The sequence below is a fragment of the Thauera sp. 28 genome (assembly GCF_000310145.2).
In the GTDB taxonomy this organism is placed as follows: domain Bacteria; phylum Pseudomonadota; class Gammaproteobacteria; order Burkholderiales; family Rhodocyclaceae; genus Thauera; species Thauera mechernichensis.
In genome coordinates this window covers 13,248-33,598 of the sequence record NZ_AMXA01000013.1, presented here as the reverse complement: position 1 = coordinate 33,598, position 20,351 = coordinate 13,248, and the positions used below count along the sequence as shown (strand labels likewise).

The 20,351-nt window shown below is 66.8% G+C and carries 22 protein-coding genes and 1 riboswitch; of the genes, 14 read left to right on the top strand and 8 right to left on the bottom strand.

All coding sequences use genetic code 11. From position 1 onward, the window contains the following. Nucleotides 1-26: 26 nt before the first annotated feature. On the top strand, nt 27-755 hold the full coding sequence (locus C662_RS10985) for an amino acid ABC transporter ATP-binding protein (RefSeq protein WP_002928783.1): 729 nt from the start codon (nt 27-29) through the stop codon (nt 753-755). A 95-nt stretch (nt 756-850) separates the two neighbouring features. Here the strand turns inward: C662_RS10985 and C662_RS10980 are convergent, their stop codons facing one another. The 5 genes from C662_RS10980 to C662_RS10960 all read right to left on the bottom strand — a co-directional run bounded on the left by C662_RS10980 (nt 851) and on the right by C662_RS10960 (nt 5,548). Beyond that, nucleotides 851-2,056 (bottom strand): ABC transporter substrate-binding protein, encoded by a 1,206-nt coding sequence (locus C662_RS10980; protein ID WP_002928780.1) that lies wholly within the window; start codon nt 2,054-2,056, stop codon nt 851-853. Between the two features lie 114 nt (nt 2,057-2,170). Then, nucleotides 2,171-3,118, bottom strand: coding sequence for a branched-chain amino acid ABC transporter permease (locus tag C662_RS10975; protein WP_002928779.1), 948 nt, complete (start codon nt 3,116-3,118; stop codon nt 2,171-2,173). Continuing rightward, nucleotides 3,118-3,987: a branched-chain amino acid ABC transporter permease gene (locus C662_RS10970; protein WP_002928778.1), complete on the bottom strand. Its 870-nt coding sequence runs from the start codon at nt 3,985-3,987 to the stop codon at nt 3,118-3,120. The genes C662_RS10975 and C662_RS10970 overlap by 1 nt, the downstream gene beginning before the upstream one ends. Nucleotides 3,988-3,998: 11 nt before the next feature. After that, nucleotides 3,999-4,703, bottom strand: a complete 705-nt coding sequence (locus tag C662_RS10965) for an ABC transporter ATP-binding protein (RefSeq protein WP_002928777.1) — start codon at nt 4,701-4,703, stop codon at nt 3,999-4,001. After that, nucleotides 4,703-5,548, bottom strand: a complete 846-nt coding sequence (locus C662_RS10960; protein ID WP_232431560.1) for an ABC transporter ATP-binding protein — start codon at nt 5,546-5,548, stop codon at nt 4,703-4,705. Before C662_RS10960 ends, C662_RS10965 begins: the two co-directional genes overlap by 1 nt. A 322-nt stretch (nt 5,549-5,870) precedes the next feature. On the opposite strand from C662_RS10960, the gene C662_RS10955 reads away from it, so the two are divergent. The 3 genes from C662_RS10955 (at nt 5,871) to C662_RS10945 (ending at nt 7,824) form a co-directional block, all read left to right on the top strand. After that, nucleotides 5,871-6,638 carry an ABC transporter ATP-binding protein gene (locus C662_RS10955; RefSeq protein ID WP_002928775.1) on the top strand — a complete coding sequence of 256 codons (768 nt, stop codon included), beginning with the start codon at nt 5,871-5,873 and terminating at the stop codon, nt 6,636-6,638. Next, on the top strand, nt 6,628-7,353 hold the full coding sequence (locus tag C662_RS10950; RefSeq protein ID WP_002928774.1) for an ABC transporter ATP-binding protein: 726 nt from the start codon (nt 6,628-6,630) through the stop codon (nt 7,351-7,353). The genes C662_RS10955 and C662_RS10950 overlap by 11 nt, the downstream gene beginning before the upstream one ends. A 78-nt stretch (nt 7,354-7,431) precedes the next feature. Continuing rightward, nucleotides 7,432-7,824, top strand: coding sequence for a rhodanese-like domain-containing protein (locus C662_RS10945; protein WP_002928773.1), 393 nt, complete (start codon nt 7,432-7,434; stop codon nt 7,822-7,824). A 15-nt stretch (nt 7,825-7,839) separates the two neighbouring features. On the opposite strand, the gene C662_RS10940 is transcribed toward C662_RS10945, so the two are convergent. The 3 genes from C662_RS10940 to C662_RS10930 form a co-directional block, all read right to left on the bottom strand. Next, nucleotides 7,840-9,033, bottom strand: a complete 1,194-nt coding sequence (locus C662_RS10940; protein WP_002928772.1) for a multidrug effflux MFS transporter — start codon at nt 9,031-9,033, stop codon at nt 7,840-7,842. Between the two features lie 125 nt (nt 9,034-9,158). Next, complete coding sequence (locus C662_RS10935) at nt 9,159-10,661, bottom strand: YifB family Mg chelatase-like AAA ATPase (RefSeq protein WP_002928771.1); 1,503 nt, start codon at nt 10,659-10,661, stop codon at nt 9,159-9,161. Between the two features lie 89 nt (nt 10,662-10,750). Next, nucleotides 10,751-11,008, bottom strand: coding sequence for an accessory factor UbiK family protein (locus tag C662_RS10930; protein WP_002928770.1), 258 nt, complete (start codon nt 11,006-11,008; stop codon nt 10,751-10,753). A 271-nt stretch (nt 11,009-11,279) separates the two neighbouring features. Between C662_RS10930 and C662_RS10925 the strand changes: the two genes are divergently transcribed. The 10 genes from C662_RS10925 to C662_RS10880 all read left to right on the top strand — a co-directional run bounded on the left by C662_RS10925 (nt 11,280) and on the right by C662_RS10880 (nt 20,289). Beyond that, entirely contained in the window at nt 11,280-12,041 is a 762-nt protein-coding gene (locus tag C662_RS10925; protein WP_002928768.1) for a TorF family putative porin, read from the top strand. A gap of 63 nt (nt 12,042-12,104) precedes the next feature. Then, a complete protein-coding gene (gene glnK / locus C662_RS10920) occupies nt 12,105-12,443 on the top strand; it encodes a P-II family nitrogen regulator (RefSeq protein WP_002928762.1) in 339 nt (112 codons plus the stop codon). 13 nt (nt 12,444-12,456) lie between these two features. After that, complete coding sequence (locus C662_RS10915) at nt 12,457-13,806, top strand: ammonium transporter (protein ID WP_002928761.1); 1,350 nt, start codon at nt 12,457-12,459, stop codon at nt 13,804-13,806. A gap of 98 nt (nt 13,807-13,904) precedes the next feature. After that, nucleotides 13,905-14,243 carry a P-II family nitrogen regulator gene (gene glnK / locus C662_RS10910; protein ID WP_002928757.1) on the top strand — a complete coding sequence of 113 codons (339 nt, stop codon included), beginning with the start codon at nt 13,905-13,907 and terminating at the stop codon, nt 14,241-14,243. A 117-nt stretch (nt 14,244-14,360) separates the two neighbouring features. Further along, the gene (locus C662_RS10905; RefSeq protein WP_002928755.1) at nt 14,361-15,587 is read left to right on the top strand and encodes an ammonium transporter; all 1,227 of its coding nucleotides are present in this window, start codon (nt 14,361-14,363) and stop codon (nt 15,585-15,587) included. A gap of 352 nt (nt 15,588-15,939) precedes the next feature. Next, nucleotides 15,940-16,039: riboswitch (guanidine-I (ykkC/yxkD leader) on the top strand. Nucleotides 16,040-16,098: 59 nt separating this feature from the next. Further along, entirely contained in the window at nt 16,099-17,175 is a 1,077-nt protein-coding gene (locus C662_RS10900; RefSeq protein ID WP_002928753.1) for a putative urea ABC transporter substrate-binding protein, read from the top strand. A 97-nt stretch (nt 17,176-17,272) separates the two neighbouring features. Beyond that, nucleotides 17,273-18,088 (top strand): ABC transporter permease, encoded by an 816-nt coding sequence (locus C662_RS10895; protein ID WP_002928749.1) that lies wholly within the window; start codon nt 17,273-17,275, stop codon nt 18,086-18,088. Further along, complete coding sequence (locus C662_RS10890; RefSeq protein WP_002928743.1) at nt 18,085-18,873, top strand: ABC transporter ATP-binding protein; 789 nt, start codon at nt 18,085-18,087, stop codon at nt 18,871-18,873. Before C662_RS10895 ends, C662_RS10890 begins: the two co-directional genes overlap by 4 nt. A gap of 10 nt (nt 18,874-18,883) precedes the next feature. Then, complete coding sequence (locus tag C662_RS10885) at nt 18,884-19,627, top strand: urea amidolyase associated protein UAAP1 (RefSeq protein WP_002928741.1); 744 nt, start codon at nt 18,884-18,886, stop codon at nt 19,625-19,627. 11 nt (nt 19,628-19,638) lie between these two features. Next, entirely contained in the window at nt 19,639-20,289 is a 651-nt protein-coding gene (locus C662_RS10880) for an urea amidolyase associated protein UAAP2 (RefSeq protein ID WP_002928736.1), read from the top strand. Nucleotides 20,290-20,351: the final 62 nt, after the last annotated feature.

The following is a 20,351-nucleotide window of genomic DNA, read 5'->3' as shown; positions in this document are numbered from 1 at the left end:
ACACGCGCACCCCCGGCGAGGACATCATGATCCGCATGGAGGGCGTGAACAAGTGGTACGGCGAATTCCACGTCCTCAAGGACATCGACCTCGCCGTCAGGCAGGGCGAGCGCATCGTGCTGTGCGGGCCGTCCGGCTCGGGCAAGTCGACCACCATCCGCTGCATCAACCGCCTGGAGGAACATCAGAAGGGCCGCATCGTCGTCGACGGCGTCGAGCTGACCTCGGACCTCAAGCACATCGAGGCCATCCGCCGTGAGGTGGGCATGGTGTTCCAGCACTTCAACCTGTTCCCGCACCTCACCGTGCTGCAGAACTGCACGCTGGCGCCGATGTGGGTGCGCAACATGCCCAAGCGCGAAGCCGAAGAGGTGGCGATGCACTACCTCGAGCGCGTTCGCATCCCCGAGCAGGCCGGCAAGTACCCCGGCCAGCTCTCCGGCGGCCAGCAGCAGCGGGTCGCGATCGCGCGCGCGCTGTGCATGAAGCCCAAGATCATGCTGTTCGACGAACCCACCTCCGCGCTCGACCCGGAGATGGTGAAGGAGGTGCTCGACACCATGATCCAGCTCGCCGACAGCGGCATGACCATGCTGTGCGTGACGCATGAGATGGGCTTCGCGCGCACCGTGGCCGACCGCGTCATCTTCATGGACCGCGGCGAGATCATCGAACAGGCGCCGCCCGAGACCTTCTTCTCCAACCCTCAGAACGAGCGCACCAAAACCTTCCTCGGCCAGATCCTCAATCACTGAGCCGGACCAGCGATCGATCGACACCGACAGCCCAACGAGAAGGCCGGCCCGGGTTACCCCGGCCGGCCTTCGCACATCCTTCGACGGATGCTGGCTTACTTCATGTCGGCGATCGCCTCGTAGGTGCTGCCGCTGACCTTGAAGAAGGCGTAGTTGCCCGGCACGTCGCCGGCGGCATCGAATTCGTGGTCGCCGGCGGCGCCCTTGTAGTCGATGTCCTTGCCTTCGGCGATCAGCTGCTTGGCCTTGGCCCACTCGCCGGCCATGATCGGCTCGCCCGGCGCCGACGCCACGGCGCGCAGCGACTCGGCGAGCTTGGCCTTGTCGCCACCGGCCTTCTCGATCGCGAGCGCAACCAGGAAGGCGGCGTCGTACGAGGTGGTGGTGAAGATCGCGTCGGGGTTGCCACCGGCGGCCGAGAACGCGGCGCGGAAGGCATCGAGCGAGGCCGAGGCCTCGCCCACCGGCGCCGAGGCGAAGAAGCCGCCCAGGTTCTGCTCGCCAAGCGAACGGATGACGGCCTCGGACTTCATGCCGTCGGCACCGATGAAGGTCTTGAAGAAGTTGTTCTCCAGGGCCTGGCGCAGGATGGTGAGGCCGGTGCCATCGCCGTAGTCGAAGATGACCAGGGTGTCGGCACCGCCGCGGGCGAGCTGGGCGAGGTCGGAGCGGTAGGAAGCCTTGCCGTCCTCATGCCCGGAGTAGCCGGCGATGGTGCCGCCATTGGCTTCGTACTCGGCCTTGAAGGACTCGGCCAAGCCCTTGCCGTAGTCGTTGTTGAGGTAGGCCACCGCCACCTTGTCGATGCCGCGCGCCTTGAGGGTGCGCGCGAGTGCACGGCCCTGGTAGTCGTCGGACGGCACGGTGCGATAGACGAGGTCCTTGTCGTTGATCTTGGTGATCTCGGGCGAGGTCCCCGAAGGCGTCACCATCAGCACGCCTGCCGGCACCGTGACCGAGTTGGCCGCGGCCAGCACCGCGCCCGAGCAGTGCGGACCGACGGTGGCGATGACGCGGTCGATGTTGACCGCCTTGGTGGCGGCGTCGGTGGCGTTCTGCGGATTGCAGGCGCTGTCGCCGACCACGACATCGAGCTTGCCGCCGTTGAGGATGCCGCCCTGTTCGTTGACCTGGGCAATGGCCAGGCGCGAGGCGTCGAGCATGGACGGCGCCATTGCCGCGATCGGGCCCGAGATGCCGCCGAGCAGGCCGATCTTGACGTTCTGCGCGTGCGCGGGGCTTGCCAGCACGGCCGCACCGAGCAGGGAGCCGACGAGGGTTGCGAGCGTCTTCTTGTTCACTAGGGTCACCTCCAGAATGTGCCGGGGGCACGGGTTGTCTGAATGGGGCGCAGCGCGGCCCCGGTCAGGGAAGGGGTCACAGCAAAGCGGTCAGGCACCAGGGCCAGGCGGGCTTCATCGTCGGGACGATGCAGCACCAGCCTGGCGCTCGGGCACGATGCCCTCCGGCCGGAAACGCAGCACCAGCTGCAGCGTCAGGCCGATGATGAACACGCGTGCGTACTTGGCCTGGATCGCTACCTCGGTGGGCAGACGGTCGGTGAGCAGTTCGGACACCGACCAGATGATCCAGATCGCCGCCGCGCCAAGGATGGCGCCGCGGTTGTTCCCGGAGCCGCCGAGGATGAGCATGATCCAGATCAGGAAGGTGGCAATCATCGGGTCGATCGCCTCAGGCGTGATCGAGCGATTGAAATGCACGAACAACGCGCCCGCCAGGCCCATCAGCGCCGAACCGAAGACGAAGGCCTGCAGGCGGCGGTCCGCCACCCGCTTGCCCATGGCAGCGGCGGCGTTCTCGTTGTCGCGGATGGCCCGCATCATGCGGCCCCAGGGCGCATTGACCTGGCGCTCGACGAGCATGTAGGCAAGCAGCACCAGCACCACCACGATCGCCAGGAAGGCCAGCTGCGACTGCATGTAGGGCAGCTCGCCGAAGGGCCGCGGGATTCCGGTGATGCCGCGCACGCCGCCGGTGAGCCAACCTTCGGTACGGATCACCAGGCGGATGATCTCGGCGATGCCGATGGTGGCAATCGCCAGATAGTCGGAGCGGAAGCGCAGGCAGATCTTGCCGATCGGCCAGGCGATGGCGGCGGCGACAAGCATCGCAGCCACCCAGCCCAGCACCATCGGCAGCTCGAAGCCGCCCAGGCGGTGCGCTGCCGGCAGGCTGGTGAGGATGGCCGAAGTGTAGGCACCGATGGCGAAGAAACCGGCGATGCCCGCATTGAACAGGCCGGTGAAGCCCCACTGGATGTTGAGCCCGAGCGCGAGCAGGGCGTAGATGCCAATGAGGATGGCCATGAAGACCGCGTAGTTGGCGAGACCGAGCAGATCCATCAGAGCACCTTGCCGTTGAGCAGGCCGCGCGGGCGGACGAGCAGGATGAGCAACAGCAGCGCAAAGGCGGTTGCCGCCTTGTACTGCGCCGGCAGGATGAAGATCGACAGCTCCTCGGCGATGCCCACCACCAGGCCTCCGAGCACCGCGCCCTCGACCCGCCCCACCCCGCCGACGATGGCGGCGGCGAACATCGGCAGCAGCAGCTGCCAGCCCATCATCGAGTGCAGTTCGGTGTTGATGCCGAGCATGAAGCCCGAGGCCGCGCACAGCGCGCCGACGATGGCCCAGGTCAGCATCGTCACCTTGCGGTTGTCCACCCCGGACAGACGGGCCAGATCGGGGTTGTCGGACATCGCTCGCATCGCCTTGCCCCACTTGGAGTGACGCAGGAAGAGCGCGAGGCCGACCACGATCAGCACCACCGAGGCCAGGGTGTAGAGCTCACGCGGACGCAGCAGGATGCCGAAGTAGGAATCCGGTCGTACGATGCCGGTGGCGTAGGTCCTGGGATCCACGCCCCACACCACCTGCACCACCGAGCGCAGCATCAGCGCCACGCCCAGCGAGGCCATCACGGTAACGATCTTGGGCCGCGCCTTGAGGTAGTCGTAGAAGGCCTTGTCCACGCCGATGGCCACGACCGCGGTCGCCGCCATCGCCACCGGCAGCGCCGTCCATGGGTCCATGCCACCGGCGACGAGGGCGAGCGCGATGAAGGCGCCCAGCGTGGCCATGTCGCCATGGGCGAAGTGGGCGAAGCGCAGGATGCCGAACACCAGCGTGATGCCGATGGCGCCGACCGCGTAGATGGAGCCGAGGACGATGCCCGGCACCAGGTAGAAGTTGAGGAAATCGAGCAGGGGCATGATTCGTCCTGTCAGCCGCCGAGGAACATCTCGGCCACTTCACGATCGGCGAGCAGGGCCTGGCCCGTGCCCTCGTGGCGGTTGGCGCCGGTTGCCAGCACGTAGCCGCGGTCGCAGAAGGCCAGCGCCTGCTTGGCGTGCTGCTCGACCAGCAGGATGGACACGCCGGCGTCGCGTACGTCGCGGGTGATCTGGAAGATCTGCTCCATGTATTTGGGCGAGAGGCCGGCAGTGGGCTCGTCGAGCAGCAGCAGCTTGGGGTCGAGCATCAGCGCGCGGCCCATCGCCACCATCTGGCGCTGGCCGCCGGAGAGATCCCCCGCCAGGTTCCTGCGTTTGGCCTTGAGGTCGGGGAAGAGGCCATAGACGCGGTCGTAGGCGGCCGAGAGGTCGCCGCCGCGCAGGAAGGCACCCATTTCGAAGTTCTCGTGCACCGTCATCTCGCGGAACACGTTGTCCACCTGCGGCACGTAGCAAACCCCGCGCTGCACGATGCGGTTGGGCGCCCAGCCGGTGATGTCCTCGCCGTCGAACACGATCGCCCCGCCACGCACGTTGAGCAGCCCGAAGACGGCCTTCATGGCGGTAGATTTACCGGCCCCGTTGGGGCCGACGATGACGACGATCTCGCGCTCGGCCACCGTGATCGACACGCCCTGCAGGATGTCGGCGTCGCCATAGCCGCCACGCACGTCCTTCATGTCGAGCAAGGGCATCACAGGTCCTCCTTGTGGAGTTCCTGCTCGCGCAGCTGCTCGACCTTGGGGTCGTGCTCGAACTCATTGCGCTCGATGGCCGAGGGCGTCTCGCCGAGATAGGCCTCGAGCACGCGGGCGTCCGAGCGCACGGTATGGAAGTCGCCCTGGATCAGCACCTTACCTTCGGCCATGCACACCACCGGCTGGCACAGCTTCTCGATCATCTCCATATCGTGCTCGATGAGGATGAAGGTGTAACCCCAGTCGCGGTTGAGGATGAGGATCTTCTCCTCGAGCTTGCGCAGCAGGGTGCGATTGACGCCCGCAGCAGGCTCGTCGAGCAGCACCAATTTGGCGTCGGTCATCATCGTGCGCCCCAGCTCGAGCAGCTTCTTCTGGCCGCCGGACAGGTTGCCCGCACGCTCGTCGGCGACGTGGCTGAGTTCGAGGAAGGCGAGCGTCTCGTCTGCCTTGCGGCGCACGGCCTCCTCGACGCGCTGCACCTTGCCCCAGGACAGCCAGTTGGCGAACAGATCCTCCCCCGGTTGCGCGGGCGGCACCATCATCAGGTTCTCGCGCGCAGTGAGACGGCCGAACTCGTGCGGGATCTGGAAGGTGCGCACCAGGCCCTTGTGGAAGAGCGCGTCGGTCGACAGCGGGGTGACATCCTCGCCCAGGAAGCGGATCGTGCCGGCCGTGGGCTGCAAGGCGCCGGCGATGAGGTTGAACAGGGTCGTCTTGCCAGCGCCGTTGGGGCCGATGAGCCCAAGGATCTCGCCCTCGTTCACCCTCATCGTACAGCCGTCGACGGCACGAAAGCCGCCGAAGGCTTTGACCAACCCATCCACTTCAAGCATAAGCATTCCTTGCTTGCGCGTAGCTCGCCCCGATGGGGCGGCGAAAGGCCGCTGCGACTGCTCACGCTGGTCACGACGGCAAAGTCTTTTTACCATCCGGTTACGATTCACGACTCTACAACAAGCCCCAGGGGGCGAGAAGTCAGGGCCAACCGCAAGAGAATGCCGCTGCCAGACCCGTGCATCCGCACGCCCCACGCCCCTGAACGCTGGCCACCTCGATGCCGCTTCCATTCTTGCCGACCGCCATGCGTACCACCACCACGGGCAAGCCCGGCGCATGCCGCCCCCTTGCGACCTGCCCGCGCCCGCCGCGGAGTCGCGGCGCATGAGCCTGCTGCACGCGTGCAAGGTCAGCAAGCGCTACGGCGGCCTGCAAGCGCTGGACGACATCTCGTTCGAAGTCGAACAGGGTGAGATCTTCGGACTGATCGGCCCCAACGGCGCCGGCAAGACCACCCTGTTCAACCTGCTCACCGGCAGTGAACGTGCCGACAATGGCCACTTCACGCTTGGCGGCGAGCGCCTGCCTGCAGGCCCGCCGCATGCCGTTGCACGCTGCGGCATCGCCCGCAGCTTCCAGAACACCCGCCTGTTCCGCGAGCTGAGCGTGCTCGAGAACGCCATGGTCGCCGCCGACGCCCGAGCGCGGACCGGGTTATGGGCCACCCTGGCGGGAACGCGCGCGGCGCGTGCCGAGGAGGCGGCCTGCCGCGCCAGCGCCCTGCGCTGGCTCGACTATGTGGGCATCGCGCACCTTGCCGACGCCGCTGCCGGCACGCTGTCCTATGGCGACCAACGCCGGCTGGAGATCGCCCGTGCGCTCGCCGGCCAGCCACGCCTGCTCGCGCTCGATGAACCCGCGGCGGGCATGAACGCCACCGAGACGGGCGTACTGAAACGCCTGCTCGAGCGCATCAGGGCCGACGGCGTCACCATCGTCCTGATCGAGCATGACATGAGCCTGGTCATGGCAGCGTGCGACCGCATTGCCGTACTCGACTTCGGTCGGCTGATCGCGCAAGGCACACCCGCAGCGGTGCGGCACGACCCCGTCGTGATTGCCGCCTACCTGGGAGGCAGTCATGCAAGGTGACCGCACGCTGCTGCAGGTCGACGCGCTGACCGTCGCCTACGGCGGCATCGAGGCGGTGAAAGGGGTCTCATTCACCATCTGCGAAGGCGATCGCCACTGCCTGATCGGCGCCAATGGCGCGGGCAAGAGTTCCACCCTGGCCGCCATTGCCGGGGCCACGCCGCTGGCTGCAGGGAGGCTGCGCTTTGCGGGCGAAGACATAGACAAGCTGGAAGCCCACGCGCGCGTGCGCCGCGGCATCGCCCTGGTGCCCGAGGGGAGAGGGCTGTTCGCGCGCCTGACGGTGGCCGAGAACCTGCGCCTGGGCGCCTATGCGCGTAACGATCGCCACGGCATCGAGGCCGACCTCGACAAGGTCTTCACCATGCTGCCGCGGATTCACGAGCGCCTGCACCAGACCGCCGGCACACTCTCCGGCGGCGAGCAGCAGATGCTCGCCATCGCCCGTGCACTCATGTCGCGCCCGCGCCTGCTGCTGCTCGACGAGCCTTCAATGGGGCTGGCGCCACGCATCGTCGACACCGTGTTCGAGGTGCTGGACTCGGTGTCGACAGCCGGACTGGGGATCCTGCTCGTCGAGCAGAATGCCCGCCTCGCGCTCGAATTCGCCGCGCAGGGGCACGTGATGGAGAACGGCCGCATCGTCCTCAGCGGGCGCAGCCCGTCCCTGCTCGAGGACACGCGCGTACGTCGCGCCTATCTCGGCGGCGACTAGTGCAGGACGTGGATGCGCCGCGACCCGTATCCGTTGTTCAGAATATAATCCTTCACCCACGGAGCCGGAGCCCTGCAAATGCAACACATCACGCCGAAGGAAGCCCATGCGCTGCTGCAGTCCAGGCCGGACGCACTGCTCATCGACGTCCGCAGCGAGATCGAATACCTCTTCGTCGGCCATCCGGTGGGCGCCATCCATGTGTCGTGGAACGACGGCCCAGACTGGGAGGTGAATCCGAACTTCGTGGGCGAGGTCAAGAAACTCGCCGGCAACGGCGGCCACCGCCCGATCCTGCTCATCTGCCGCTCCGGCAATCGCTCAGAAGTCGCGGGCGAGGCGCTCGAACAGGCGGGCTTCACCACCGTCTACAACGTCAGCCATGGCTTCGAAGGCGAACTCGACGCCAACCACCACCGCAACTCGGTCAATGGCTGGCGCTTCGACGGCCTGCCCTGGGCGCAGTGCTGAGCGCACGGCCCGCACTCACAGCGTCGCCTGGCGCCTCCGCCACATCCACAGCAGCCAGCACGACACACCGAGCCCCACGAACAGCGCCATGCCTGTGGCAAGGCTGAGCGTACTCGTCCACAGCAATGGCGCCACCACGCCCGCCAGCAGCGCATTGATGCCGATCTGCATGAAGCTCTGGCAGCTCGACGCCATGCCGCGACGCGCCGGAAACAGATCCAGGGCGAGGATGTTCAGTGTCGGCGTGGCAATCGACATGCCGCAGCAATAGAGGCCGACCGCAAGCACGATCCAACGCTCCGCCCCAGGCAAGCCCGCGGACACGAGCAGGTTTGCCAGCACGGCCGCGAACATGAGGGCAAAACCCGCCCCAACGGTGCGCCCCGGCCGCCAGACCCCGGCCATGCGCTCCGAGAGCAGCGAGCCGAGCATCATTCCGCCCACGGCGGGGCCGAACAGCCAGATGAACCCCGTCGTACCCAGGCCAAGGTGCTCAAGGATGAACACGGGTGCGGACATGACGTAGAGGAAAAAGCCGCAGAAATTGAGTGCGGCGGTCAAGCCGAGCAGCACGAAGGCCGGGCTGCCGAAGACCGCCCGGTAGCCGCGCAACAGTTGCGCCGGGTGCAGCGACTGGCGCTCCGCCACCGGCAAGGTCTCGGGCAGCAGGCGCCAGGTCGCCAGCGTGAGCGCGATACCGAACACGGCCAGGAAGATGAAGATCGAGCGCCAGCCGGCGAGCGCAAGGAGGGCGGCGCCCACCAACGGCGCGATCGCCGGCGCAAGGGCGAAGATGAGCATCACCCTCGCCATCAGACGTTGCGCCTGCGCCCCCTCATGAACATCGCGCACCACGGCACGGCCCACGACAACGCCAGCGCCGCCGCATACGCCCTGCAGGACGCGCCCCAGCCACAGCCACTCGATGCTGGGCGCGGCGGCACACAGTATCGAGGCCAGGGCGAACACCGCGGTCAGCACGAGCAGCACACGCCGGCGCCCATAGCGGTCGGCCAGCGCACCGTGCCACAGCACCATGCCCGCCAGCCCCAGCATGTAGGCGCTCAGGGTCTGCTGAACCTGGATCGCTGTCGCCTCGAGATCGGCGCCGATCCGCGGAAAGGCAGGCAGGTAGGTGTCGATCGAGAATGGGCCGATCGCGGACAATGCCGCGAGCAGCCAGGGCAACCAGAGTGCGTTGGCAGGCATGTAAGGAGTCAGCCGGATGCGGGAAGGAAGCACACAGCCCGTGTGAGGCAGTGCGCCTACGGCATCCAGGTCGGTTCGGGAACAAGGACACCAGCTTAACCCAGTGCGGGGGCGGGCGCCCGCGATCAGCGCCCATCGACGCTGCGCCGGTACTGGATGGCCTCGGCCACCTGCGCGGATCCGGGCTGAGCCAGGCCAGCCAGGTCGGCGAGCGTGCGCGCGACGCGCAGGATGCGGTGATAGGCACGCGCGGACAGGTTGAGGCGGCTCATTGCCTGCTTGAGCAGGCTCGCCCCGGCGGCGTCCGGTGTGCACCAGCGCTCGACCTGCCCCGGTTCGAGGCGGGCATTGACCGTGCCCTGGCGTTCGAACTGACGCGAGCGCGCCGTCGCCACGCGTGCGCGCACCGCGGCCGAATCCTCCCCCGGGCTGGCGCTGGCAAGCTCATCGTGCGCGATCGCAGGCACTTCAACGCTGAGATCGATGCGGTCGAGCAGCGGGCCGGAGATGCGCGCGCGATAGCGCGCCACCTGCTCAGGCGTACACACGCAGGCGCGATGCGGATGGCCGGCATAGCCGCAGGGGCACGGATTCATCGCGGCCACGAGCTGAAAGCGGGCTGGAAACTCAGCGCGCTTGCGCGCACGCGACACCGTCACCGTGCCGCTCTCGAGCGGCTCGCGCAAAGCCTCGAGCACACGGCGATCGAACTCCGGCAGCTCGTCGAGGAAGAGCACGCCGTGGTTTGCCAGCGAGATCTCGCCTGGCCGCGGCATCGCCCCGCCGCCGACGAGCGCGGCAGCCGAAGCGGTGTGGTGGGGCGCCCTGAAGGGCCGCTGGCGCCAGCGCGCGGGATCGAAGCTCCCTTCGAGCGAGAACAGCGCGGCGCTCTCGACCGCCTCCGCCTCGGTCATCACCGGCAACAGCCCCGGCAGACGCTGAGCGAGCATCGACTTGCCCGTGCCGGGCGGGCCAAAAAGCAGGATCGAGTGCGCACCTGCTGCTGCCACCTCAAGCGCGCGACGCGCCTGCAACTGACCACGCACGTCGGCGAGGTCGGGCATGCCGTCGCGTAACGCTGTCTCGGGAGGCCGTGATGCCGCACGCTGCAGCACGGTATGGCCATTGAGGTGAGCGCACACCTCAAGCAGGCTGGCAGCCCCCAGCACGAAGGCATCCTGGGCGAGCACGGCCTCGGCAGCATTGTCGGCCGGCAGCACCAGCTTACGGCGCGCACGTGCTGCGGCCAGCGCCACCGCCAGCACACCACGCACCCCGCGCAGGCCGCCGGTCAGCGACAGCTCGCCACAGAACTCGATGCCGTCAAGGCTCCCATCAGCCACCTGACCGGACGCGGCCAGGATGCCAACGGCAATGGCGAGATCGAAGCGCCCGCCCTCCTTTGGCAGGTCGGCAGGCGCGAGATTGACGGTGATCCGGCGTTGAGGGAATTCGAACTGCGAGGTCTGGATCGCGGCGCGCACACGATCACGCGCCTCGCGCACCTCGGTATCGGGCAGACCGACGAGGTTGAATGCCGGCAGGCCGTTGGCCAGGTGCACCTCGACCATGACCTCGTGGGCTTCGAGGCCGTCGAGCGCTCGACTGCGCACCAGCGCAAGGGACATGCGGTTCTCCGGACTGGACGGAGCGCCAGTCTAGCGGAGAAGCAAAAAATGACAAAAAACTATTCCGGACAGATCGATCCGGACTGTGGTCAAACGCTGCGGTCTGCCTCTGCGGCAAGCAGACGCTCGAGCTCTGCCACCCGCTGTTCAAGTTCGGCGAGCTTCTGGCGGCTGTGGGCGAGCATCTCGCGCTGCACCTCGAACTCCTCCCGCGTCACCAGTTCCAGCTTGCCGAACGCGCTGCCGATGAGCGCCTTGGCGTTTTTCTCGATGTCGCGAACCGGGCTGTTGGCGGCGAGCTCGGAGAGCTTGGCGCCGATTTCGTCAAGGATGCGGGGAGTGCTCATGGTGGCCTGCCTGAAACGTGAGGAATGGCGCGAAGTCTAGCACGCCGCCCGCGATGCACCAGAAGCTGGCAGTCACGGCCCGGCTCGATGCACCAAGTCGGTGCATACCGAGCCATTCTCGTGCATGAATCCGTGCGGCAGCGCAGCAAAACAACGGCTGCGCCCCCCCAATCATCCTGATAACTTCATATTTAACAATCACTTCAGTTTGCTGGCACACGCCGTGCTTTGGGATCAGCGTCAAAACCCGAAACCCGCTCAGGAGTTCATCATGCGCAAGTCCCTTCTCACCACCGCCCTTCTTGCCGCACTGCCCTTCGCAGGCGTCGCCCATGCCGGCGACGGCCCCATCAGCGCCAACCTGACCATCACCACGGACTACGTCTTCCGCGGCATCACCCAGTCGCAGGGCAAGCCGGCACTGCAGGGCGGCTTCGACTACGCGCACGAGAGCGGGCTCTACATCGGCACCTGGGGCTCGAACGTCGGTTGGGTCGACGACATCGCCAAGACCAACAACAGCCTCGAGCTCGACCTCTACGTCGGCTATGCGGGCGAAGCAGGCCCCTTGTCTTACGACGTCGGCGTGATCCAGTACTACTACCCGGGCGACAAGATCGCCGGCACGCCGTCGCCGGACTCGACCGAGGTCTACCTGTCGCTGGGCTGGCAGTTCCTAGAGCTGAAGTACTCGCACGCCGTCTCCAAGCACCTGTTCGGGTGGACGGGCACGAATGGCGAGAAGACCCGCAACAGCAACTATCTGGAGCTCAACGCCGAGTACGAGGTCGCCCCGACCTGGACCTTGTCGGCGCACGTCGGCCACCAGCGCATCCGCAAGAACAGCGATGCGACCTACACCGACTGGGGCCTGGGCATCAGCAAGGACGTCGGCTTCGGCACCGTTGCATTCAGCTATTCGGACTCCGACGCCAATGGCAGCTGCGCACTTGGTCAGCCCTACTGCTTCGGCAGCAATGGCAAGAACGCGGCCGGCGACCGCTACGTGCTGTCCTTCACGAAGGAATTCTGATCCCTCGCGGCCCGGACACCCGCTTCCGGGCCGTTTGCGAGAACCATGACAGAGGCAAGCCCCATGAAACTCATCGCTGCCATCATCAAGCCGTTCAAGCTCGACGAAGTGCGCGAAGCACTCTCGGCCATCGGCGTGCAAGGCATCACGGTCACCGAGGTCAAGGGCTTCGGCCGCCAGAAGGGCCACACCGAGCTCTACCGTGGCGCCGAGTACGTCGTCGACTTCCTGCCCAAGGTAAAGGTCGAGGTCGCGGTGACCGACGACATCCTTGACCAGGTGCTGGAAGCCATCGAGAAGTCCGCCGCCACCGGCAAGATCGGCGACGGCAAGATCTTCGTCTTCGATCTCGAACAGGCCATTCGCATCCGCACCGGCGAGTCCGGCACAGATGCGCTCTAAGGGAGAACATGCAATGAAGCGAATCCTGACCCCCCTGCTGGTGGCCACGACCGCCAGCCTTGCCGGCCCCGCGGTGGCCAGCGAATCAGAGGTACTCAAGCACGTCTTCGAGCTGCAGTACGCCATGGACACCTTCTACTTCCTGGTGTGCGGCGCCCTCGTGATGTGGATGGCAGCGGGTTTTTCGATGCTCGAGGCCGGCCTGGTGCGCTCGAAGAATACCGTCGAGATCCTCACCAAGAACGTCGCCCTGTTCGCCATCTCCTGCATCATGTACCTGATCTGCGGCTACGCGATCATGTATGGCGGCGGCATCTTCCTGTCAGGTATCGACGGCGGTGACAAGCTCGTCGATGAAGCCTTCCAGGCCTTCGCAGAGCGCGAGGACGGCTTCGGCGGCGACTCGATCTACTCCGGCGCTTCCGACTTCTTCTTCCAGGTCGTGTTCGTCGCCACCGCGATGTCGATCGTCTCCGGCGCCGTTGCCGAACGCATGAAGCTTTGGGCCTTCCTGGCCTTCGCGATCGTCATGACCGGCTTCATCTACCCGATGGAAGGCTCCTGGACCTGGGGCGAGAACGACGTCCTCGGCCTGTACAACCTGGGCGACCTCGGCTTCTCGGACTTCGCCGGCTCGGGCATCGTGCATATGGCCGGTGCGGCTGCCGCGCTCGCCGGTGTGATGCTGCTCGGCGCCCGCAAGGGCAAGTACGGCCCCAACGGCGAGGTACGCGCCATCCCCGGCGCCAACCTGCCGCTGGCCACGCTCGGCACCTTCATCCTGTGGATGGGCTGGTTCGGCTTCAACGGCGGTTCGGTGCTGAAGCTGGGCGACATCGCCAACGCCAACTCGGTGGCCATGGTGTTCCTCAACACCAACACTGCCGCAGCCGGTGGTGCGGTAGCCGCACTGATCGTCTCCAAGCTGATGTTCGGCAAGGGTGACTTGACCATGCTGCTCAACGGCGCGCTCGCCGGCCTGGTGGTGATCACCGCCGAGCCTTCGACCCCGACCCCGCTGGTGGCAACCCTGTTCGGCGCCGCAGGCGGTGTGCTGGTGGTGCTGTCGATCACCTTCCTCGACAAGCTCAAGATCGACGACCCCGTCGGCGCCATCTCGGTGCACGGCAGCTGCGGCCTGCTCGGTCTGCTGCTGGTGCCGGTCACCAACGGCGACGTCAGCTTCATCGGCCAGATCGTCGGTGCCCTGACCATCTTCGTGTGGGTCTTCGTGTGCAGCCTGATCGTGTGGAGCGTGCTCAAGGCGGTGATGGGTATTCGCGTCACGGCCGAGGAAGAGTACGAAGGCACCGACCTCACCGAGTGCGGTCAGGAAGCCTACCCCGAGTTCGTGACGAAGTAAGCATCAGCCAGCAAGCCTCACCCGGCAGGCGTCGCCTGCCGGCTCGCAAACCGCAGGGCGGGGCGCTACGGCGCCCCGCCCGCGCACCGGAGAAGACCATGAAGTTCATCACCGCGATCATCAAGCCCTTCAAGCTCGACGAAGTCCGCGAAGCACTGTCGGCCATCGGCGTGCAGGGCATCACCGTCACCGAGGTCAAGGGTTTCGGCCGCCAGAAGGGCCATACCGAGCTCTACCGTGGCGCCGAGTATGTCGTCGACTTCCTGCCCAAGGTGAAGGTCGAGGCAGCTGTCGACGACAACGTGCTCGACCAGGCTCTGGAAGCCATCGAGAAGTCCGCCGCCACCGGCAAGATCGGCGACGGCAAGATCTTTGTCTTCGATCTCGAGCAGGTCATCCGCATCCGCACCGGTGAGACCGGTACCGACGCCCTGTAAGCGAGCACACCCAAAATGAAAACAATCCATACGCTGCTGTCTGCAAGCCTTCTTGTCGGCCTGCCCGCCGTCTCCGGCGGCGCCCTCGCCCAGGAGGCGGCCGAAGCCGCCGTCGAGGTGCACAAGGGCGATGTCGCCTGGATCATGACCGCGACGCTTCTCGTGCTGATGATGGCCCTGCCCGGCCTGGCGCTGTTCTATGGCGGCCTGGTGCGCGCCAAGAACATGCTGTCGGTGCTGATGCAGGTGATGACCGTGTTCTCGCTCAACGCACTGCTGTTCGCCGTCTATGGCTACAGCCTGGCCTTCACCGAGGGCACCCCCTTCATCGGCTCGCTCGACAAGGTCTTCCTGTCCGGCGTCACCATCGACTCGCTCGCCGACACCTTCACCGACAACGTGAAGCTGCCCGAATTCGCCTTCATCGCCTTCCAGGCCACCTTTGCCGGCATCACCGGCGCACTCGTCGTCGGCGCCTTCGCCGAGCGCATGAAGTTCTCGGCGGTGCTGATCTTCTCGGTGATCTGGTTCACCTTCTGCTACCTGCCGATCTGCCACATGGTGTGGGGTCCGGGCGGCTACCTCCTGGAGGACGGTGCGCTCGACTTTGCCGGCGGCACGGTGGTGCACATCAACGCCGGTATCGCTGGCCTGGTGGGCGCCTACATGGTCGGCAAGCGCATCGGCTTCGGTCGCGAATCGATGGCACCGCACAGCCTGACGCTGACGATGGTCGGCGCTTCGCTGCTGTGGGTGGGCTGGTTCGGCTTCAATGCCGGCTCCAACCTCGAGGCCACCTCGGGCGCGGCGCTCGCCTTCATCAACACCTTGTTCGCCACCGCCGCCGCGGTGCTGGCCTGGTCGCTGGCCGAGGCCCTGCTCAAGGGCAAGCCCTCGATGCTGGGCGCGGCCTCGGGCGCGGTCGCCGGCCTGGTCGCCATCACCCCTGCCTGCGGCTCGGTGGGCCCGATGGGCGCGATCGTGATCGGCACGCTGTCCGGCTTCATCTGCCTGTGGGGCGTCAATGGCCTCAAGCACATGCTGGGCGCCGATGACGCCCTCGACGTGTTTGGCGTGCATGGCGTGGGCGGCATCGTCGGCGCGATTCTCACCGGCGTGTTCGCTGCGCCCGCCCTGGGCGGCACCGGCGGCGAGGACTTCGCCATGGGCGCCCAGGTTTGGATCCAGACCTGGAGCGTGATCGTCACCATCGTGTGGTCGGCAGTGGTCGCCTTCATCGCCTACAAGATCGCGGACATCCTGGTCGGCCTGCGCGTGCCCGAAGAAGAGGAGCGCGAGGGCCTGGACATCACGGCGCACGGGGAGTCCGCTTATCGCAGTTGAGCCGCAAGGCCAAGCACTTCACCTGCGGGACCGCTCTCCTCCGGTCCTGTTTCGAGCGGCGCCCTGCGGGGCGCCGTTTTTTTTCCTCCCCCTGCACTCGCCGAGCTGCCGGCTGCGACACCCGGCATGCGCAAGGTACACCTCGATGCGGGCAGATCCCGGCGTGGTGCAAACACCAGCCGGCACCATGCTCGAGCACGATGCACCAAATCAGTGCAGCCAGTATTGATCTTGACCGATGTTAGGCACGAAACGCCCAGCAAACACAGGGACTTGGGAGCTGGCACGATCCTCGCTTTACGTTGACCATGCAGGAGCGGCGCCTAAGCACGGACGTCGCACAGCACAATCTGGAATGGATGACTAGGGTTCCGGCCCGCGCGAGCGGGTGGCTGGTCCGAGAGTCATCGACCTCTGGCGAGGTTACACGGCGGGATAAAAGCCCGGGAGAACGCACCGTCACCGGTGATGTGCCGCTCCCGCCCGACCCGATAACCGCACGGAGGTTCTCATGACCCAGTTCCGCACCCTTGCAGCAGCCGCAGCGGCTGCGCTTACGCTGTCCCTCGCCGTGGCAACGCCCGCCCAGGCCGCGCCCAAATCCAGCTTCAAGGTGTGCTGGACGATCTACGCTGGCTGGATGCCCTGGGAATACGCGGCCTCGAGCGGCATCATGGCCAAGTGGGCGGACAAATACGGCATCAAGGTCGACGTCGTTCAGGTCAACGACTACATCGAGTCGATCAACCAGTACACCGCGGGCGGCTTCGACGCTTGCGCCATGACCAACATGGATGCACTGACGATCCCGGCCGCAGGCGGCGTCGACTCCACCGCGCTGATCGTCGGCGACTTCTCCAACGGCAACGATGGCATCGTGCTCAAGGGCGAGGGCAAGACACTGGCCGATCTGAAGGGCCTGCCGGTCAACCTGGTCGAGCTCTCGGTCTCTCACTACCTGCTCGCCCGCGGGCTCGAGTCCGTCGGGCTGAGCGAGCGCGACATCAAGGTGGTCAACACCTCCGATGCCGACCTGGTAGCCGCCTTCGCCACCTCGGGGGTACAGGCGGTGGCGACCTGGAACCCGTTGCTCGCCGAGGTCACCGCCATGCCCAAGGTCAGCAAGGTGTTCGACTCCAGCCAGATCCCCGGCGAGATCATCGACCTGATGGTGGTCAATACCCGCACCCTGGGCGACAACCCGGCTCTTGGCAAGGCGTTGGCCGGCGCCTGGTACGAGGTCATGTCGGTCATGAGTGCCGACACCCCCGCCGGGGAGGCGGCGCGCACCCATATGGCCGCAGCGGCGGGCACCGACCTCGCCGGCTATGAAGCCCAACTCGCCGCCACCCGCATGTTCTACTCCGCCGCCGAGGCGTTGGCCTTCACCGAAAGCGCGGCGCTGCCGGCAACCATGACCAAGGTCGCCGAGTTCAGCTTCAAACACGGCCTGCTCGGCGAGGGCGCGCGCAGCGCCGACGCAGTGGGCATGAGCTTCCCTGGCGGCACCACCGGCAACGCCGCCAACGTGAAGCTGCGCTTCGACCCGACCTACATGCGGATGGCCGCCGACGGCAAGCTCGACTAACGCTTCCGCCCCGGCACGCTTGCCCCGCGTGCCTGCAGCCCCGGCTGCATGGCACAGGCGGCGGCCGCCCCCTAGCCTTGGAGCCACGGAGCCCCCGATGCGCCTGATCAACCGAAAACCCGGCCCCAGCTGGCGGATCAGCCTGGCGATGCTGCCCTTCGCCCTGCTGCTGGTCGCCTACCTCGCCGGCTCGGCCGCACGCCTGGCCGAGAACCCGCAGGACAAGCTGCTGCCCAGCGTGGTGCAGATGGCCGACGCTGTCGAGCGCATGGCCTTCAAGGAGGATCCGCGCAGCGGCCGCTACCTGCTGTGGGACGACACGGCCGCGAGCCTGAAGCGGCTCGCCATGGGGCTGGCCATTGCTGCTGCACTCGGCCTCAGCCTGGGCATCCTCGCCGGCAGCCTACCGCTGTTCGGCGCCGCGCTGTCGCCGCTGCTCACCGTGGTGTCCATGATTCCACCGCTGGCCATCCTGCCGGTGCTGTTCATCGTGTTCGGCCTGGACGAGCTATCCAAGGTAATGCTGATCGTGCTCGGCATCACCCCGGTGATCGCCCGCGACCTCGAACAGCGTGCGCGAGAGATCCCCGCCGAGCTGCTGATCAAGGCCCAGACCCTGGGCGCCAACACCTGGACGCTGATCCTGCGCGTGGTGCTACCGCAATTGCTGCCGCGCCTGCTGATCGCGCTGCAGCTGGCGCTCGGTTCTGCATGGCTGTTCCTGATCGCCGCCGAGGCGATCGCCTCCACCGACGGCCTCGGCTACCGCATCTTCCTCGTCCGCCGCTACCTGGCCATGGACGTGATCCTGCCCTACGTGGCATGGATCACGCTGCTCGCCTGGCTGATGGATCTCGGCCTGAAGCGTCTGACCCGTGCCGCCTTCCCCTGGTACGAAGGAGGTCGAGCATGAGCTTCATCCAGGTCCGCAATGTCTGGCAGCAGTATGGCGACCAGACGGTGCTCGAAAATCTGCGCCTGGACATCGACCAGGGCGAGTTCTGCGCCCTGGTCGGTGCCTCCGGCTGCGGCAAGTCCACCTTCCTGCGCATGCTGCTCGGCCAGGAGCGCCCGCACAGGGGCCAGATCCTGCTCGACGACAAGCCCCTGGTGGCCGAACCCGACCCCAGCCGCGGCATCGTCTTCCAGCGCTACTCGGTCCTGCCGCACCTGAGCGTGCTCGACAACGTCGCCCTCGGGCTGGAGTTGCCGCGCGCCCCCTTGCTTGGTCGCCTGTTCGGCCGCGCCAAGGCCGAGGCGCGCACGCAGGCCGCGCAGCTGCTGCGCCGCGTCGGCCTCGACCACGCGCTCGACAAGTACCCCAGCCAGCTGTCCGGCGGCATGCAGCAGCGCCTGGCGATTGCCCAGGCGCTGATCATGAAGCCGCGCATGCTGCTGCTGGACGAGCCCTTCGGGGCGCTCGACCCCGGCATCCGCAAGGACATGCACGCGCTGCTGCTCGAGCTCTGGCAGGAGACGGGGCTCACCGTGCTGATGGTCACTCATGACCTGTCCGAGGGCTTCACCCTCGGCACCCGCCTGCTGGTGTTCGACAAGGTGCGCAACGACCCGCAGGCACCCGGCGCCTACGGCGCCCGCATCACCTACGACCTCCCCCTCAACCTCGACCGCCGCGCCACCCGCGAGGCCGTCGCCGCGCTGCCCGCCCATGTGACCGGCGCGCTCAAGACCGCATGACGAGTTCCCCATGACCAACACGCTCACGCCCCACGCCAGCCCGCTGCCCTACCCCGCGCTGCACGAGGAAGTCCTGCCCGGTGGCGGCCACCGCTCCTTCATCCTGCGCCGCGGCCGGCTGCTGCGCCTCACCGATATCGAGGGCGGCGCCAACGTCAGCATGCTGCTGTTCAACGCTTTCGAGAAAACCGAACGCCTGAACCTGCCCGACTCGCTCAAGTGCCAGCACACCGCCAAACTCACCCGCGGCCATTGCCTGTACTCGGACATGGGCCGCGTGCTGGCGGCCATCACCGCCGACACCACGGGCTGGAGCGACAGCCTGGGCGGCGTGCTCAATGCCGACGAAGTGCGCGCGAAGTACGGCGATGGCCCCTACCAGACGCTGCGCAACGCCTGCCACCGCAACGGCACCGACAACCTGCTGGTGGAGCTGGGCAAATGGGGGATGGGGCTGGAGGACTTGCTGATGGTGCTGAACCTGTTCTCCCGCGTCAGCGTGGATGCGGCGGGCGGCATGCACTTCGTGCCCGGCAACAGCAAGCCCGGCGACCATATCGAGCTGTACGCGCCGATGGACACGCTGGTGGTGATGACCGCCCTGCAGCATCCGATGGATCCATCGCCGGACTACGCGCCCAGGCCGGTACGCCTGAGCTGGATGCAGGCCGACCCGGCCATTGCCGAGCACTGCCGGACCTCGCGCCCGGAGAACGTGCGCGGCTTCATCAACACCGAAAACCTCTACCTGTGAGGGCCGCCACCATGAGCACACTCACCGCCAGCGCACTCACTCCTGAAACCGCCGTCGCCCGTCACCTGATCCCCGCCGGCGAGCCCTGGGTCGGCGAAGTCAAGGCCGGCCAGACCATCCGCCTACTCGACCTGGAGGGCAACCAGGCCGTCGACACCCTGTTCTACAGCGCGGCCAACCCGCGCGAGCGCTACGACCCCCAGCGCACCCTGCGCCGCCAGGCCAGCATCTACCTGAGTACCGGCACGGTGCTGTACTCCAACCTGGGCAAGCCGCTGCTGACCATCGTCGCCGACACCTGCGGTCGCCACGACACCCTGGGTGGCGCCTGCGCGCAGGAGAGCAACACCGTGCGCTACGCGCTCGACAAGCTGCACATGCACGCCTGCCGCGACAACTTCCTGTGCGGTTGCCTGCATGACGGCCGTCTGGACAAGGGCGACATCGGTGCCAACATCAACTTCTTCATGAACGTGCCGGTCACGCCGGAAGGCGGGCTGAGCTTCGAAGACGGCATCTCCGCCGCCGGCAAGTATGTGGAACTGCGCGCCGAGATGGACGTGATCGTGCTGATTTCCAACTGTCCGCAGTTGAACAACCCGTGCAACGGCTACAACCCCACCCCGGCCGAAGTCCTGATCTGGGACGCCGCCGCGCGCTGACACCCCTGGCTGCCTGCAGCCCCACGGGGGACGACCCCCGCGGCACCGATCCGGGCGGGACG